At 71.7% G+C, this 16,513-nt stretch carries 10 protein-coding genes; 8 read left to right on the forward strand and 2 right to left on the reverse strand.

Features of this window, described 5'->3' with window-relative positions:
* Positions 1–2 precede the first annotated feature (2 nt).
* Positions 3–911 (reverse strand): DMT family transporter, encoded by a 909-nt coding sequence (locus AAEP80_RS17775; protein WP_420365355.1) that lies wholly within the window; start codon positions 909–911, stop codon positions 3–5.
* 70 nt (positions 912–981) lie between these two features.
* On the opposite strand from AAEP80_RS17775, the gene AAEP80_RS17780 reads away from it, so the two are divergent.
* The 8 genes from AAEP80_RS17780 (at position 982) to AAEP80_RS17815 (ending at position 15,939) form a co-directional block, all read left to right on the forward strand.
* Positions 982–1,830 (forward strand): LysR family transcriptional regulator, encoded by an 849-nt coding sequence (locus AAEP80_RS17780; RefSeq protein ID WP_420365356.1) that lies wholly within the window; start codon positions 982–984, stop codon positions 1,828–1,830.
* 34 nt (positions 1,831–1,864) lie between these two features.
* Complete coding sequence (locus tag AAEP80_RS17785) at positions 1,865–2,677, forward strand: fructosamine kinase family protein (protein ID WP_420365357.1); 813 nt, start codon at positions 1,865–1,867, stop codon at positions 2,675–2,677.
* Positions 2,678–2,744: 67 nt separating this feature from the next.
* Entirely contained in the window at positions 2,745–4,889 is a 2,145-nt protein-coding gene (locus AAEP80_RS17790; protein ID WP_420365358.1) for a glycosyltransferase family 39 protein, read from the forward strand.
* A gap of 10 nt (positions 4,890–4,899) precedes the next feature.
* Positions 4,900–5,610, forward strand: a complete 711-nt coding sequence (locus AAEP80_RS17795) for a response regulator transcription factor (RefSeq protein WP_420365359.1) — start codon at positions 4,900–4,902, stop codon at positions 5,608–5,610.
* On the forward strand, positions 5,607–7,085 hold the full coding sequence (locus AAEP80_RS17800; RefSeq protein WP_420365360.1) for a sensor histidine kinase: 1,479 nt from the start codon (positions 5,607–5,609) through the stop codon (positions 7,083–7,085). Before AAEP80_RS17795 ends, AAEP80_RS17800 begins: the two co-directional genes overlap by 4 nt.
* A gap of 92 nt (positions 7,086–7,177) precedes the next feature.
* A complete protein-coding gene (locus AAEP80_RS17805; protein WP_420365361.1) occupies positions 7,178–8,461 on the forward strand; it encodes a glycosyltransferase in 1,284 nt (427 codons plus the stop codon).
* A 171-nt stretch (positions 8,462–8,632) separates the two neighbouring features.
* A complete protein-coding gene (locus tag AAEP80_RS17810; protein WP_420365362.1) occupies positions 8,633–14,182 on the forward strand; it encodes a glutamate synthase-related protein in 5,550 nt (1,849 codons plus the stop codon).
* The gene (locus tag AAEP80_RS17815; protein ID WP_420365363.1) at positions 14,179–15,939 is read left to right on the forward strand and encodes a sulfite reductase subunit alpha; all 1,761 of its coding nucleotides are present in this window, start codon (positions 14,179–14,181) and stop codon (positions 15,937–15,939) included. The genes AAEP80_RS17810 and AAEP80_RS17815 overlap by 4 nt, the downstream gene beginning before the upstream one ends.
* A 208-nt stretch (positions 15,940–16,147) precedes the next feature.
* Here AAEP80_RS17815 and AAEP80_RS17820 read toward each other — a convergent pair whose 3' ends face one another.
* Positions 16,148–16,504, reverse strand: a complete 357-nt coding sequence (locus AAEP80_RS17820; RefSeq protein WP_281265595.1) for an ATP-dependent DNA ligase — start codon at positions 16,502–16,504, stop codon at positions 16,148–16,150.
* Positions 16,505–16,513: the final 9 nt, after the last annotated feature.

Raw genomic sequence — 16,513 nt, forward strand, 5'->3', positions numbered from 1 at the left:
GCCTATGCGTGCTGCGGTGTCCGGACCGGCCGTCGCCACCGCACGACCCCGGACGCCAGGGCGATGCCGAGCAGGATGACGACGCCACCGACGGGCTCGTTCCACCGGATCCGCTCCCCCAGCACGAGGACGCCGAGCATCACCCCGACCACGGGCGTCAGGTACGTGACCGTGGACGCCCTGGCGGCGCCCCATGCCTGCACGAGCCCGGTGTTCCACATGTAGGCCAGCCCCGTGCCGACGCACCCCAGTGCGACCATCGCGGCCACGATCCTCCAGTCCAGCTGCACCGGCGAGAGCGCCGTGAACGGCGCGACCAGCAGCATCAGCCCCGCACCCAGCGTGAGCTGCACGGTCGTGAGGGTGATCGCGTCGTGGCCGCTGCCCGCGACGAACCGGCGCATGTAGGACAGCCCGAAGCCGTAGCAGGCGGTCATCCCGAGCAGGGCGATCTGGGCCGGCACCGTCGCAAGGACCGCCGGGTCGCCGATGAGGTCCCACGGCCCGACGAGCACGAGCACACCGACGATCCCGAGCAGCACCCCGACGAGCTGCTTGCCACGGAGCCGTTCGGACGGCAGCAGCAACGGCATCGCGAGCAGCACCATGATCGGCGTCGTCGCGTTGTAGATGCTCGCGAGCCCGCTCGGCACCGTCTGCTCCGCCCACGCCACCAGGGACGACGGGATCGCGTTGAGGAACACCGCGACCACGAGCAGGTGGCCCCAGAGCCGGGGCGACCGCGGCCAGCGACGACGAGTGGCGAGGAGGATCACGACGAGCGTCACGGCACCGAGGAGCACCCGTCCGAGCGCGACCTGCTGCGGCGAGAGCCCTTCGAGCCCGATCTTCATGAAGAGGAAGCTCGATCCCCAGGTGAGTGCGACGAGCACGAACAGGATGCCGTTCATGCCGCTAGTGTCGAGCCAGCCGCCGACATGAAGCAAACGCATCGGGTTCATGCAGGCATGAAGGAAGCACATGAACATCACCCTCGCCCAGCTCCGCGCGCTCGTCGCCACGGTCGACCGCGGATCGTTCACCCTCGCCGCCGCGACGCTCGGGATCGGCCAGTCCGCCGTCTCGCACGCCGTTGCCGGTCTGGAGCGCGAGGTCGGCGGTCAGGTTCTCCGTCGCGGCGGCGCGGCCGCACCCACACCGCTCGGGGAACGACTGATCGGTCACGCCCGCAGCGTGCTCGCCTCCGTCGACGCACTGGAGGCAGTGGTCCGGCCCGGTACGGCGCGCGGCACCGTGCGCCTCGCGGCCGTCCCCACCGTCTGCCAGGGCCTGCTGCCGCGGCTCCGCGACCTGTGGGCGGTGACCCTGCCGGACGTCGACGTCCAGGTCTACGAGGGCGACGACGACGAGATGCCGGAGTGGCTCGAGGCGGGCACCGTCGACGCCGCCGTGCTCGTCGACCCGGCGTCCGTGCCCGACGGCGCGGTCGTCGTCGCGCGCGACGAGATGGCCGCCGTGATCCGACGTGACCACCCCCTCGCCGACGCAGCGGCCCTGACGCTCGACGACCTGCACGAGGACGGCCTGGTCGCCGGCGGCGGCGGGTGCGAGCACCAGATCCAGCGGATGCACGAGATCGCCGGGCAGCCGTTCCGCTACGCCCACCGGGTGCGGGAGATGAGCACGATGTTCGGCATGATCCAGCGCGGCGAGGGCGTGTCCGTCGTCCCGACGCTCGGGAGGGTGATGCTGCCGGACGACCTCGTGATGGTGCCGACGACGCCGAGGCTCGAGCGGACGCTGGTGCTGAGCGGTCCGTCGTCCCGGCCGTGGCACCCGCTGGCGAGGGCCCTCGTCGACGCGGTCTGAATCTTCCTGCGGCCGACGCTGGGAAGATGGATCGATGGCTGAGATGCACGTGAAGACCTTCACCGATCCGAACGAGGCAGCAGCAGAAGCCGCGGGGCTCGAGTGGCTCGCCGCGGCAGAGGAGTCCGGCGGTACCCGCATCGCCCGGGTCCTCGACCGGCCGAGCCCGACGGTGCTCGACCTGGAGCTGATCTCCGACGGCTCCCCGACGACGGCGCAGGCGGAACGCTTCGGCCGCTCGCTCGCGCACACGCACGCGTCCGGTGCACCGCACTGGGGAGCGCCGTCACCCGGGTTCCCGTCCGGTGGACCGCTGCGGATGGGTCGGTCCGGCACGCCGTTCGTCGCCGCCGCCGATGCCCCGGCCACGTGGGGCGAGTTCTTCGCGGAGTACCGCATCCGCGACTTCGTCCGGCGGATCGTCGACCGGGGCGGATTCGACGCGGGCGAGGCTGCGCTGCTCGAGCGGGTCGCGCAACGCGTCCAGGACGGGCAGTTCTCATCGCCCCAGCCGGCGCTCGTCGGTGAGCGGCCCGCGCGGCTGCACGGCGACCTCTGGGCGGGGAACGTGCTCTGGCCGACGGACGACTCCGAGCCGACGGGGGCCGTGCTCATCGACGCGAACCCGCACGGCGGGCACGCGGAGACGGACCTCGCGCTCCTCGGGCTGTTCGGACTGCCGCGGCTCGAGACGGTCCTGGCGGGGTACGACGCCGAGTCGCAGCTGGCCCCTGGGTGGCAGGAGCGCGTCGAGCTCCACCAGCTCGCCCCGCTGCTCCTGCACGTGTTCCTGTTCGGCGGGTCGTACAGGTCCGCCACGCTCCGGGCCGCGGCCCGGTACGCCTGACGGGTCCTTACCCGGCGCACAGGTCACGCATGGGGGTGTTCGGGGAACGCCCCGGATGCTCATGGACATGACCACGTACCCGATCCCCGTGACCGATCGACGCGACCGTGCGCACTCGGGTGCGCAGACACGTCGGAGAGCCGTCGCCCGCCTCTTCCTCGGCGAGCGCGAGGATGCCCGCTGGCTCCGGCCGGCCTTCTGGGCGCTCCTCGTCGTGACCGCCGTCGTGTACCTCTGGAACCTCAGCGAATCCGGGTACGCGAACTCGTTCTACGCCGCAGCCGTGCAGGCCGGCACGAAGTCGTGGGAGGCGTTCTTCTTCGGCTCCCTCGACTCGTCGAACTTCATCACCGTGGACAAGCCGCCGGCGTCGCTCTGGGTGATGGTCCTGTCCGCGAGGCTCTTCGGCTTCTCGTCCTTCAGCCTCCTGCTCCCCCAGGCCCTGATGGCCGTCGGGTCCGTCGCGCTGGTGTGGGGCACGGTCCGGCGGACCCTGACCCGTCTGGGGTCGACGACCGCGAACGTCGGCGCGCTGCTCGCCGGGTTCGTCGTCGCGGCCACACCGGCCGCTGCGCTGATGTTCCGCTTCGACAACCCGGACGCACTCCTCGTGCTGCTCATGACCGCCGGCGCGTACTGCACCGTCCGAGCGCTCCCGACGGGCAGCTGGAGGTGGATCGCGCTCGCCGGTGTCGCCCTCGGCTTCGCGTTCCTGACGAAGATGCTGCAGGGGCTCCTCGTCCTTCCGGCGTTCGGGCTCGTGTACCTGATCGCCGCACGGACCACGTGGCCGAAGCGCATCGTCGGCCTCCTCATCGCGGCCGGGTCCCTGGTCGTCGCCGCCGGCTGGTGGGTCGTCGCGGTGTGGCTGTGGCCCGCCGACTCCCGCCCCTACATCGGCGGCTCCACGAACAACACCGTCCTGGACCTGGTCTTCGGCTACAACGGGCTCGGCCGCATCTTCGGCGGCTCGGGCAACGGCGGTGGTGGCGGCGGGATGACCGGCGGTACCGCAGGCTCGTCGTTCGGTGGGTCGACCGGCCTGGACCGGCTGTTCTCGTCGGAGATGGGCCTCGAGATCTCCTGGCTGCTCCCCGCCGCGCTCATCGCCCTCGTGCTCGGCCTGGTCGTGGTCGGACGCCGGACGATCGGCGACCCCGTCCGTGCCGGTCTCGTGCTCTGGGGCGGATGGCTCATCGTCACCGGGCTCGTGTTCTCGTACATGTCCGGCACGATCCACCCGTACTACACGGTCGCGCTCACCCCGGCGATCGCGGGCCTCGTCGGCACCGGCGGCGCGCTGCTCTGGAACGCCAGGAACCGGATGACCGGACGCCTGGGCCTCGCGGGCATGGTCGGCATCACGGCGTTCTGGGGCTGGTGCCTGCTGAACGAGAACCCGACGTGGTTGCCGTGGCTCCGCTGGGTGGTGCTCGCCGGCGGCCTGCTGTCGGCCGTCGCGATCGTCGTCGGCAGCGTCCCATCGCTGCGCAAGCTGGTCGCCGTCGGCGTCCTCGCCGGGACGCTCTTCGGACTCACCGGCACGACCGCCTACGCGCTGGCCACCACCACGGTGGCGCACTCCGGCTCGATCCCGAGCGTCGGTCCGTCGGGATCGTCCAGCGGCGGGATGGGCGGCGGGGGCATCCCGGGAGGCACGGGTGGACCAGGTGGGACGCCCCCCGGCGGCACGTCCGGCGAGATGCCGGAACCGCCGAGCGGTTCCTCCGGCGAGATGCCGGGCGGGGACGCCGGGACCGCGCCGGGCGGGACCCAGGAGGGTTCCGGAGACGGGACGGGCGATGCGGGATCGGGGACGAGCCTCCCGTCCGGTGACGCGACCGGCGGCGCGACCGGTGGCGGAGGCGAGGGCGCATCGACGTCGTCGGCACTGCGGAAGCTGCTCGAAGCGACGGACACGAAGTGGGCCGCCGCCGTGAACGGGTCGCAGTCCGCCGCGCAGCTGGAGCTCGACACCGACACCGCGGTGATGGCGATCGGCGGCTGGTCCAGCGACCCGACACCGACGCTCGCCGAGTTCAAGGCGTCCGTCGCCGACGGGAAGATCGCGTACTACATCGCGTCCGGGAACGGCGGCGGCATGGGCGGCGGATCGTCCACGGCCAGCGCCATCCAGGAGTGGGTCGCGGCGAACTACGAGTCCACCACCGTCGGCGGACAGACCGTCTACGACCTGACGAGCGGGAAGTAGGCTCGGCCCGATGGCCGACCGACTGCTGCAGCGCACCGACGGGAGCCCCGTCCGTGCCCTCGTCGTGGACGACGAGCACGCGCTCGCCGATGCCGTCCGCCTCGCGTTCGAGGCGGACGGCTGGTCCGTGCACGCCGTGCACCGCGGCCGCGACGTGCTCTTCGCCGCGCGGGACTTCCAGCCGGACGTGATCGTGCTCGACGTGATGCTGCCGGACATCGACGGGTTCCAGGTGCTCGACAGGCTCCGGGACGCCCGCGACGACGTCCGCGTGCTGTTCCTCACCGCCAGGGACTCGTCCGAGGACCGGCTCGCCGGGCTCACCCGGGGCGGCGACGACTACCTCACGAAGCCGTTCGGGGTGGCGGAGCTCCTCGTCCGAGCGCGGATCCTGGCACGGACCTCGGCGCGGGTGGCATCCGCTCCGTCCGGCATCGTCGTGGGCGACATGGTGCTCGACGAGGACGCCAGGACCGTGACCCGGTCCGGCTCCCCGATCGAGCTGACCCCGACCGAGTTCGAACTGCTGCGGTACCTCGCGCGGAACGCGAACCGGGTGCTGTCGCGGGAGCACATCCTGACGAACGTGTGGGGCATGGACTTCGGGTCGTCGTCGAACCTCGTGGACATGTACGTGTCGTACCTGCGGAAGAAGCTCGACGTCGGGCGCTCGCCGCTCGTGCAGACCGTACGCGGCGCCGGGTACGTGTTGCGGCCGTGAGCGCTCGCGCTCGGCGGGTGCCGTCGCTGCGGTGGCGGCTCGTGGGTGCCGTGGCGTTGCTGCTCGTGGCGACGAACCTCGTCGTCGGCGTCGTGACCGTCGTCGCCTACCGCGGGTACCTCGTGGGGCGGCTCGACGCGGAGCTGTCCACGGCGGCGAACCGGACGCTCGGGCCCGGTGGGTCCCCGTCGCCGCCTCCCGGTGCGGACTCCGGTGACCGCCCGGACCCGGGGAACGCGTTCATCGGCGCTCCCGGACAGGCCGCAGGGACGGTCGTGGCGATCTACCGCGACGGCTCCTCCGTGCTCGCCGGGTACACCGACAGCAGCGGCCAGCAGCACGGACTGACGTCGGCGCAGGAGTCCACGCTGTCATCCGTCGACGCCGACGGCGCCCAGGTGACCGTGTCGCTCGGGTCACTCGGCACCTACCGCGCGCAGGCGATCGGGTCGTCCGGCGACGTCTACGTCACCGCGCTGCCCCTCGACGACCTGCGTGCGTCCGTGGTCCGGCTCGTCATCGTGATCGGCAGCGTCACACTCGTCGGGCTCCTCGTCGCCGTGTGGGCCGGCGCGATGCTCGTCCGCCGCTCCCTGCGTCCGCTCGAACGCGTGGCCGAGGTCGCATCGAGCGTCACCGGGCTCGACCTGGAGCGGGGCGACACCGACATCCCCGTGCGGGTCGCCGACGTGGACCTCGCGCAGAACCGCGAGGTCGGCGCTGTTGGTTCGGCACTCAACCGTCTCCTCGGGCACGTGGCCCGCGCGCTCACCGTGCGACGCGATGCCGAAGCCGGCATGCGCACCTTCATCGCCGACGCGTCGCACGAGCTCCGCACCCCGATCGCGACCGTGCGGGCGTACGCCGAACTGTCCTCCTCGTCGTCGGACGTGGACGCGCTCCACCAGAACGTCGACCGGATCGGACGCGAAGCCGTCCGCATGGGGTCGCTGGTCGACGAGCTGCTGCTGCTCGCCCGGCTCGACGCGGCGTCCTCCGGGACGGTCGTCCGTGCCGCCGACCCCGTCGACCTCACGTCGCTGGTCGTCGAGGCGACGATGGACGCCCGCGCAACCGCTCCGTCACACCGGTGGACGCTGCAGGTCGACGACGAGCCGATCGTCGTGTCCGGGGACGAGGGTCAGCTGCGCCGGGTGGTGACGAACCTGCTGGCGAACGCGCGGACGCACACACCAGCGGGGACCGCGGTCGTGGTCTCGTTGCAGCGCGTGGCCGGGACGGAGCCCGGCGAGGTACGGTTCGTCGTGGCGAACGACGGGCCGCCGATCCCGGCCGAGGTGCTGTCGACGCTGTTCGACCGGTTCACCCGTGGTGAGGCCTCTCGCTCCCGGGAGCACGGGACGAGCGGGCTCGGGCTGGCCATCGTGCGCGGGGTCGTGGACGCGCACGGCGGCACGGTGCGGGTGGTGTCGGAGCCGGGGCGGACGGCGTTCACGGTCTCGCTGCGGCCCTGAGGCGCCTCGCCCCCTCGGACCGACACGGGTTCTTACCGTCGACACAGGGCCGTGCTCCGGTTCCCGTAGGGGCACTGCCGAGCATCAGCGGTATGACGGAGACGAACCCCACCCTCGACATCGACATCGTCGTCCCCTGCTACAACGAGCAGGACACGCTCGCGGCCCACGTCCGGCGCCTGCACACGTTCTGCCGGACGTCGCTGGCCCACACGTGGCGGATCACGATCGCGGACAACGCCTCGACCGACGACACCGCCCGCATCGCCGACGACCTCGCCGCGATGCTCGACGGGGTCCACGCGGTGCACCTGCCCGAGAAGGGCCGCGGTCGGGCGCTCAAGGCCGTGTGGGGCGCGTCCGACGCCCGGGTGCTCGTGTACGTCGACGAGGACCTCTCCACCGACCTCGCAGCGCTCGAGCCGCTCGTGGCACCGCTGCTCTCCGGCCACTCGGACCTGGCGATCGGCACCCGGCTGGCCGGTTCGTCGCGGGTGGTGCGGGGCAGCAAGCGCGAGTTCATCTCGCGCTCCTACAACCTGCTGCTCCGGACCACGATGGGCGTCTCGTTCTCCGACGCCCAGTGCGGCTTCAAGGCGATCACCCGGCAGGCGGCGGAGCACGTCCTGCCCCTCTGCGAGGACGACGCGTGGTTCTTCGACACGGAGCTGCTCGTGATCGCCGAACACGCTGGCCTGCGCGTGCACGAGGTCCCGGTCGACTGGGTCGACGACGTGAACTCGTCCGTGGACATCGCGTCGACCGCGACCGAGGACCTCAAGGGCATGTGGCGGGTGTCGCGCGGCCTGGCGACCGGGCGGATCCCCGTCGCGCCGGTCTACGAGGCGATCGGCCGCCAGCCGTTCACGACGCCGCACGTGGGCATCGTGGGACAGGTGCTCCGGTTCGGTGCGATCGGTGTCGTGTCGACGATCGCCTTCGCGGTGCTGTACGCGCTGTTCCGCCCGGCGATCGGCGCACAGACCGCCGACTTCCTCGCGCTCCTCGTCACCGCGATCGGGAACACCGCGCTGAACCGACGGTTCACGTTCGGCGTGCGCGGTCGGTCCGGCGCCGGACGCCACCACGTGCAGGGGCTCGTCGTGTTCGGCATCGCGTGGGCGATCACGTCGGGGTCCCTCGTCGTGCTGCACGCGACGGCGCCCGGGTCGTCGCACGGCGCGGAGATCGCGGTGCTGACGGGGGCGAACCTGCTCGCGACCCTGGTCCGCTTCGTGCTCTTCAAGGCGTGGGTGTTCCGCACGCGTCGTCGTCCGGAGGTCATCCGCGCCGGCACCACCCCCGCCGCCGAGGCCACGACCGAGGCGCTGCCCGTGACGGACGCCACGACGCGCACCGCCCCGACGACGCGCTGAGCACTACCGGAGCAGCGGTGTTGCGCTGTCGGTATACCAACGCTTAGCATCGCCTCACCGCACCACGACCCCACAGGGCCCGACCGACACCACCGGTCCGCCCGCGGCGAGCGCTCCACCGTTGCAGCCTCCGTCCGTCCGCTGCCGGCACTCGCTCCTCAGGACCCGCACGTGAACCCCTCCCCCTTCGGTCTGTACGACCCTGCCCGCGAGAACTCCGATTGCGGCGTCGGCTTCATCACCCGTCTCGACGGCACCCCGAGCCACGACGTCATCGTGAAGGGCGACGAAGCGCTCTGTGCGATCCCGCACCGCGGCGGCAAGTCCTCCGAGGGGGTCGGCGACGGCGCCGGCGTCAGCATCGACCTGTCCGTGGAGTTCTTCAGCGCGCTCACCGGCGAGGAGCTCCGCGCAGGCCACTTCGGCGTCGCGAACTGCTTCGTGCCGAGCCGTCCCGACGAGCGCGACCGCGCGGGCCGCACGGTCACCGAGCAGATCGAGCAGCAGGGCTTCGAGCTCCTCCTCGTCCGCGACGTCCCGGTGGACCACTCCGTCGCCCGTCCTGAGGCCGAGCAGTACCAGCTGCCCATCGTGCAGTGGGTCTTCCGTGCTCCGGAGGACTGGTCCCGCGACGCCGTCGACGCCGCCGCCAACCGCGCCCTGCTCGCGATCGAGGCGATCTCCTACGGCGAGGCGGCCGAGCAGCACCTCGAGCACGCCGCCCTGTCGCCGCTGTCCCTGAGCGCCCGCACGCAGGTGCTCAAGGGCCGCCTGAACTCCGGCGAGGTCATCGGGTACTTCACCGACCTCAGTGACCCCCGGCACTCCGTCCGGACGCTGTACTTCCACACCCGCTTCTCGACGAACACCGAGCCGCACCCGACGATGGCGCAGCCGTTCCGCCTGATGGCACACAACGGCGAGCTCAACACCGACCGGAAGAACCGCCTCTCCGACGAGGCGCTCGCCCGAGCACGCACGCGCAGCATCGTCCGTCCACCAGGACAGTCCGACTCGAGCCGCCTCGACCAGACCCTGCAGAGCCGCGTGTTCGACGACGGCCTGGAGATCGTCGAGGCCGTGGTGTCGCTCATGCCGCCGGCGTGGGAGAACGACCGCACGCTGACGGACGACGTCCGGGCGATGCTCGAGTACTTCTCGCTGTACGAGGAGAAGAACGACGGGCCCGCCGCCGTGATCTTCAGCGACGGCGACGTCGTCGGTGCCCGACTCGACCGCCTGGGACTCCGCCCGCTGCGCACGGTCGAGACGGCCGAGTACCTGATGGTGTCGTCCGAGGCCGGTCAGGTCACGTTCCCGGACGACGAGGTCGTGCACCGTGGCCGCATCGAGGCCGGCGGCATGCTCGTCGTCGACCACCGCACCGGCACGCAGATGCGCACCGGCGAGGTCCTCGAGATGCTCGCCGCCCGCCGCGACTACGGCACGCTGCTCGACGACGCCCGGGTGAACCTGGACGACCTGCCCGCGCCGGACTACGACCGCACCACGAACACCCTCGGCTACGACGGCGACCTGTCGCTGCAGGGCCGCTACGTGGCGTACTCGCTGAACCAGGAGAGCTTCCGGTTCATGCTCGACCCGATGCTGCAGAACGGCTCGGAACGGATCTCGGCGATGGGCTACGGCAACGCCATCAACGCCCTCAGCGACACCGAGGGCGGCATGGCGAAGTACTTCTCGCAGCGCTTCGCCCAGGTGACGAACCCGCCGCTGGACTCCATCCGCGAGGCCGACGGCATGAGCATGCGCGTCGCCCTCGGAGCCAAGCCGGACGGCACGGGCGCGCAGACCCGGCAGCTCGTCGTGCAGTCCCCGATCCTCGGGCACCTCGACATGGTGCGGCTCCGCGACCAGGACATCGTGCCGCTCGAGCGCTTCGACATGCTCTACGTCCCCGTCCTCGGTGACGAGCAGGCCAACGCCGACGCGGTGCGCACCGCGACCGAGCGGCTCGCCGACGCGGTCGTGGCGTTCGCCGAGCAGCGGGGCGGGATCGCGGTGCTGACCGACCGCAGTGTCTCGAGCACCTCCGCCGCGCTCCCCGTGATCCTCGCCGTCGCGGCGGTGAACCAGCGCCTCATCGAGACGGGCCTGCGCCTGCGCGTCTCGGTCGTCGCGGAGAGCGGTCAGCTCCCCTCGTCCCACCACGTGGCGACGGTGCTGGGCTTCGGCGCAGCAGCGGTGTACAGCCTGTCCGCGCGGCTCCGTGCCGAGGAGAAGTACCCGGCAGCCCCGGCACCGGCCGGCGAGCTCACCGCCACCGACCAGGCGCTGAAGCAGTTCAGGAAGGCAGCCGAGAAGGCCCTCGCGAAGACGATGGGCCGAGTGGGACTCTGCACCGCCGAGAGCTACATCGGTGGCGAGTTCTTCGAACCGAACTACCTCGACACCCGCGACGACCTGTTCGCCCGGGTCTTCCCGCACATGGACGCCCCGGTCGGTGGTGTCGGGTTCGCCCGCATCGCCCAGGCGGCGACGGACTGGCACGAGCGCGCGCGGAGCGTGCAGGGCGACGCCCAGGTCCCGCTCCTCGGGCTCTTCAAGGAACGTTCCGACGGTGCCGGGCACTCGTTCGGCGTCGCGAGCGTGCGCGGCTTCGGCGGTATGACCGAGGAGCGCCCGTCCTTCGAGCGCTCCGGCGACTCGGAAGCGCTCCGGCTCCTGACGCTCGGGCAGCTCGACGACGCGTTCGGCATCTCAGACGCCGCGTACCGGAACACCGGCTACGACCGGCTGAGCGACGCCGAGATCGACGCCTTCCGCACGACTCCTGGCTACCGGACGTTCCTGCAGACCACGCACGAGGAGCGTTCCCGCCGCCCGAGCGCGCTCCGCGACGTGCTCGCGCTCCCCGCCGACGTGACCGGCATCGACACGGCAGAGGACTTCGCCCGCGAACTCGGCCGCTTCTCGCTGACCGGCAACAGCAGCGTCACGGTGCGCGGTCTGCTCGGCTCACGGGTCGGCGACGCCGCGCCGGGAGGCCCGGATCGGTTCCGTCTGCGGCTCACGTCCGCCGGACCGTCGGGTGCAGATCGCCACACGGCTCTCGCAGCGGGCCTCGCCCTGCTCTTCCCCGGCCAGGTCGACGTCGACGACGTCGACGACACCCAGGTGACGCTCCGCGCCACCGGGTTCGCGGTCGACCTCCTCGGACTCCTGGAGAGCGCGCCGGAGAGCGTCGAGCTCGACGACGTCCAGCCGGCGCACGAGATCACCAGGACGCTGGCGTCGGGTGCGATGAGCCATGGGGCGCTCGTCGCCACCGCGCACGAGGCGGTCGCGCACGGCACGAACATGGTCGGCGGCATGTCGAACAGCGGTGAGGGCGGCGAGCACCACTCCCGCTACGGCACCATCCGCGGCTCCCGCATCAAGCAGTTCGCCTCCGGTCGCTTCGGCATCTGGGCGGGCTACCTCGCCGACCCCATGCTCGAGGAGCTCGAGATCAAGATCGGCCAGGGTGCCAAGCCCGGCGAAGGCGGCCAGCTGCCGGCGCCGAAGGTCACGGTCGACATCGCCGCTGCCCGTGGTGGCACCCCCGGCGTCGAGCTCATCTCGCCGCCGCCGCACCACGACACGTACTCGATCGAGGACCTCGCGCAGCTCATCCACGACTGCAAGGCCGCCCGTGTCCGGGTGATCGTGAAGCTGGTGTCCTCCGAGGGCATCGGCACCATCGCCGTGGGTGTCGCGAAGGCCGGCGCCGACGTCATCAACGTCGCCGGGAACACCGGCGGCACGGGGGCCGCTGCCGTCACGAGCCTGAAGTACGCGGGCCGCTCCGCGGAGATCGGCGTGGCCGAGGTCCACCAGGCACTCGTCGCGAACGGCCTCCGGCAGAAGGTCACGCTCCGCTGCTCCGGCGCGCACCAGACCGGCAGCGACGTCGTCACGAGCGCGCTCCTCGGCGGCGACAGCTTCGAGTTCGGCACCACCGCGCTGATGATGCTCGGCTGCGTGATGGCGAAGAACTGCAACGTGAAGTGCCCTGCCGGTCTCACCACGAACGCCGAGGCGTTCGAGGGGGACCCCCGCGCGCTCGCGCAGTACCTGCTGAACATCGCGCACGACGTCCGGCAGATCCTCGCCCGCCTCGGCTTGCGCTCCCTGCGCGAGGCCCGCGGTCGTACGGATCTGCTGCAGCTCCTCGACCACCCGGCGAGCGTGGGACGGCTGGACGTGCGGAACCTGCTCGCGCAGGTGCCCGAGAAGGTCGTCACCGACCCCGAGTACCTGGAGAAGGACTTCCGCACCGACGACGCGCTCATCGAACGGGTCCGCACGGCGCTCCTGACCCACCACGAGCACTCCGTCACCATCGACGGCGTGCTCCTCGGCAACGCCGACAAGTCGGTCGGCGGCCAGTTCGGCATCGACGTCGAGCGGATCCTCAACCACGAGCTCCGCGACGCGTCGTTCGAGGACGTCCCCGCCGTCACCACGGACGACCGCGGTCGCCGTCGCCTGGTCGACGGTGCCGTGACGATCCGCACGAGCGGCGCCGCCGGGCAGTCCTACGGCGTCTTCAACAACGACGGCGTCCTGCTGGAGCACACCGGCACGGCGAACGACGGTGTCGGCAAGAGCCAGAGCGGCGGCCGCATCGTCGTGCGCGCGCCGGGCGGCGGCAGCGCCGAACGCGGTGGGAACGTCCTCATCGGCAACTTCGCGCTGTTCGGCGCCACCGGCGGGCGCACGTTCGTCGAGGGCGAGGCCGGCGACCGGTTCGCCGTCCGGAACTCCGGCGCGACCGCGGTGGTCGAGGGCCTCGGCGACTTCGGCTGCGAGTACATGACGGGCGGCGCGGTGTTCAACCTCGGCGGCTTCGGCAAGGGGCTCGGGAACGGCATGTCCGGCGGCTTCCTCTACCAGTACGACCCGTCCGGCCAGGTCACCGAGCGCGCCAGCACCGACTCGCTCCTGGTCTTCCCCGTCACCGACACCGAGCGCGGCGCGTTCCACGAGGACGCGGCACGACTGCTCCTCGCGTGGCACCTCGAGGCGACCGGCTCCGAGCTCGCGAGCCGGCTGCTGGCCGACTGGGACACGACCCGCACGCACGTGTTCGTCGGCATGCCCCGTGCGCTCCTGCTCACGCAGGACGCCGAGGCGATCCTGGCGGCCGCGACGAGGAACGAACTGCTCGACGAGCTCGCCACGTCGACCGCGACGGACAAGCTCCGCGCGTTCAAGGTCGACTACCGCGACCGCCGCACCGTGCTCGACGGCCGTGCCCCGGCGCTCGGCGACCAGGGCGACGACATGTTCTCGCTGCTGTCGTCGTACACGGTGCTCGGCGCCGCGCAGGACATCGCGCTCGAACGGGTCCCCGGCGCGACGGACCCGAACGACCCCCGCGTCGCCGAGGCCGTCAAGAACCTCGTCCTGACCGAGGACTTCTTCGTGAAGCAGCGCGTCGTGAAGTACCTGCGCGGCACGCTCGAGAAGTTCGCGGACGACGAGCTCGCCACCCTCATCGCGATCAAGCGACTCGACGACTACAAGCGTGCGCTCACGCAGCGGAACAACCGCAGCATGGACGCACCGGGAACGACCGGCTGGATCATGCACCAGAACGCCAAGAACGACGGACGCGTCCGCGCGGCACGCTTCGACGAGCTGCTCGCCACCGCGGCGCTCGAGGACATCGCCCGCCGCGCTCCCGAGGCCCCTGCCGAGGCGGTGACCGCGTGACGCTGCTGCCCCCGACCGGCTCGCTGATCCCGGTCGACGCCCCGTTCTCCGCTGCCCAGGAGTCCTGGCTCGCCGGGTTCATCGCGGGGATCGCCGCCGCAGGCAAGAAGTCCCAGGCACCGGCGCCGACCACCACGGTCGACGTGCTGTTCGGCACCCAGACCGGCAACGCCGAGTTCCTGGCCGACCAGCTCGTCGCCGGTGCGCGTGCCCGCGGACTCGGTGGCCGGACCACGGCGCTCGACGACGTCTCCACCGAGCAGCTCGCCGGGATGTCGCACGTGCTCGTCGTCACCTCGACGTACGGCGAGGGCGAGATGCCCGACAACGCCGGCCTGTTCTGGGACGCGATCCAGTCCGACGCCACCCCGCGGCTGGAGGGACTGCAGTTCGCGGTCCTCGGGCTCGGCGACAGCGGGTACGACGAGTTCTGCCAGGCCGGCAAGCTCCTCGACACCAGGTTCGAGCAGCTCGGTGCCACCAGGATCCACGACCGCGTCGACTGCGACGTGGACTTCGAGGACCCCGCGGCCCTCTGGACCGCCGGCGTCCTCGACCGCATCCAGGCCCAGACCGGCGCGGACGGGGCACCGGGCGCGACCGCAGCCGGCGGGGCGGGCGCGAGCCGAGCCTCCAGGCCGGGTTCCCAGTGGAACAAGCGCAACCCGTACCGTGCTCGCCTGGTGGAGAACCGGCTGCTCTCCGACCCGCGCAGCGCGAAGGAGATCCGCCACTACGAGTTCGACCTCGGCGACAGCGGCATCACGTACGCCGCAGGAGACGCGCTCGCCGTCGTGCCGCGCAACGACGACGCCCTCGTGTCGGAGCTGCTGGACCACCTCGGCGCCACCGGCGACGAGCGGTTCGACGGTCGGGCCGTCGTCGACGTGCTCCGCGACGACCGGGAGATCCGGACGCCGTCGAAGGACCTCGTCGCTGACCTCGTGCAGCGTGCCCCGGCCAGCGAGCTCGCGGCGGTCGTCGCGCACGGCGACAAGCACGAGCTGGACCGCTGGCTCTGGGGCCGTGACGTGCTCGACCTGCTCCGTGACGCCGGCCCTGCTGCACCCGGGTTGGACGAGCTCCTGCCGTTCCTCCGGCCGCTCCAGGCCCGCCAGTACTCGATCTCGTCGAGCCCGCTCGCGCACCCGGGCCGGATCCACCTGACGATCGCCTCCGTCCGGTACGGCGACGTGAACCGACGGCACTCCGGCGTCGCGTCCACGCACCTGGCCGACCGGGTGGCGGTCGGCGACGAGGTCGGTGTGTACCTGCAGCCGAACGCCGCGTTCAGCGTTCCCGCCGACGACGCCGCACCGCTCATCATGGTCGGCCCAGGGACCGGCATCGCGCCGTTCCGCGGGTTCCTCCACGAGCGGGCCGCCAGCGGTGCCACCGGGCGCAACTGGCTGTTCTTCGGCGACCAGCACCGCGACACCGACTTCGTGTACCGGGACGAGCTCACGGCGCTGCAGGAGCAGGGCGTCCTCACCCGCATGGACCTGGCGTTCTCGCGCGACCAGGCAGAGAAGGTCTACGTGCAGACCCGGATGCACGAGCAGTCCAGGGAGCTCTACGCGTGGCTCGAGGACGGTGCGACGTTCACCGTGTGCGGCGACGCGTCACGGATGGCGAAGGACGTCGAGACGGCCCTGCTGCAGGTCATCGCGACCGAACGCGGCAAGGGCGACGACGACGCCGCCGAGTACCTCGCCGACCTGCGTCGCGCGAAGCGGTACGTCCGCGACGTGTACTGAGCGGGGCCGCCGTCCCGGCCTTCGGAACCCGAATCCTCGGGCGGGACGGCGACCCCGACCGCCCGGCGCCTGCGGGGAGCCCCCTGATCCGGGTCTCCCCCGTCGTCACGGCGCCCTGAGCCGACGACGACGGGAACATCGAGCGGTTCCTGCACCGTACTGGGGTTCACCTGTGGGTGGTACCCGTTGACTCGTACCGATCGGAATGCTAAGCGTCCCCGGGGACCACGGCACGCGACCACGGCGAGTCGTCGCCCGACGCGGTGTCCGGCGGCTCCGGGGTGAGCACCAGCCCGGACCCGGAGGACGCCGAGGTGTACAGCTCCTCGAGCCACGACCGGTTGATGGACGGCGCCCGGCTGCCGGCGAACTTGAAGTGGAGGCTGGCGTTCGGGTGGAGCCAGATGCTCGACCGGCCGTCGCCGTGCAGTGCGTCGTCCTTCCACGAGAACACGAAGCGGTGGTCACGCCGGAGCATGTTCACGATGACGACCTGCAGGTGCGTGAGGGCACGGTCGTCGACGTGCAGGTCGAGCGTCTCGCCCGCGTAGATCAGTTGGCCCATGGGTCTGTC

The sequence above is a fragment of the Curtobacterium sp. L3-7 genome (assembly GCF_048756585.1).
GTDB lineage: Bacteria > Actinomycetota > Actinomycetes > Actinomycetales > Microbacteriaceae > Curtobacterium.

What these genes read in the sequence shown, in the direction of transcription:
- AAEP80_RS17775 (WP_420365355.1), bottom strand. Translation starts at nt 911, where the DNA reads ATGAACGGCATCCTGTTCGTGCTCGTCGCACTCACCTGGGGATCGAGC.
- AAEP80_RS17820 (WP_281265595.1), bottom strand. Translation starts at nt 16,504, where the DNA reads ATGGGCCAACTGATCTACGCGGGCGAGACGCTCGACCTGCACGTCGAC.
- AAEP80_RS17805 (WP_420365361.1), top strand. Translation starts at nt 7,178, where the DNA reads ATGACGGAGACGAACCCCACCCTCGACATCGACATCGTCGTCCCCTGC.
- AAEP80_RS17780 (WP_420365356.1), top strand. Translation starts at nt 982, where the DNA reads ATGAACATCACCCTCGCCCAGCTCCGCGCGCTCGTCGCCACGGTCGAC.
- AAEP80_RS17785 (WP_420365357.1), top strand. Translation starts at nt 1,865, where the DNA reads ATGGCTGAGATGCACGTGAAGACCTTCACCGATCCGAACGAGGCAGCA.
- AAEP80_RS17795 (WP_420365359.1), top strand. Translation starts at nt 4,900, where the DNA reads ATGGCCGACCGACTGCTGCAGCGCACCGACGGGAGCCCCGTCCGTGCC.
- AAEP80_RS17790 (WP_420365358.1), top strand. Translation starts at nt 2,745, where the DNA reads ATGACCACGTACCCGATCCCCGTGACCGATCGACGCGACCGTGCGCAC.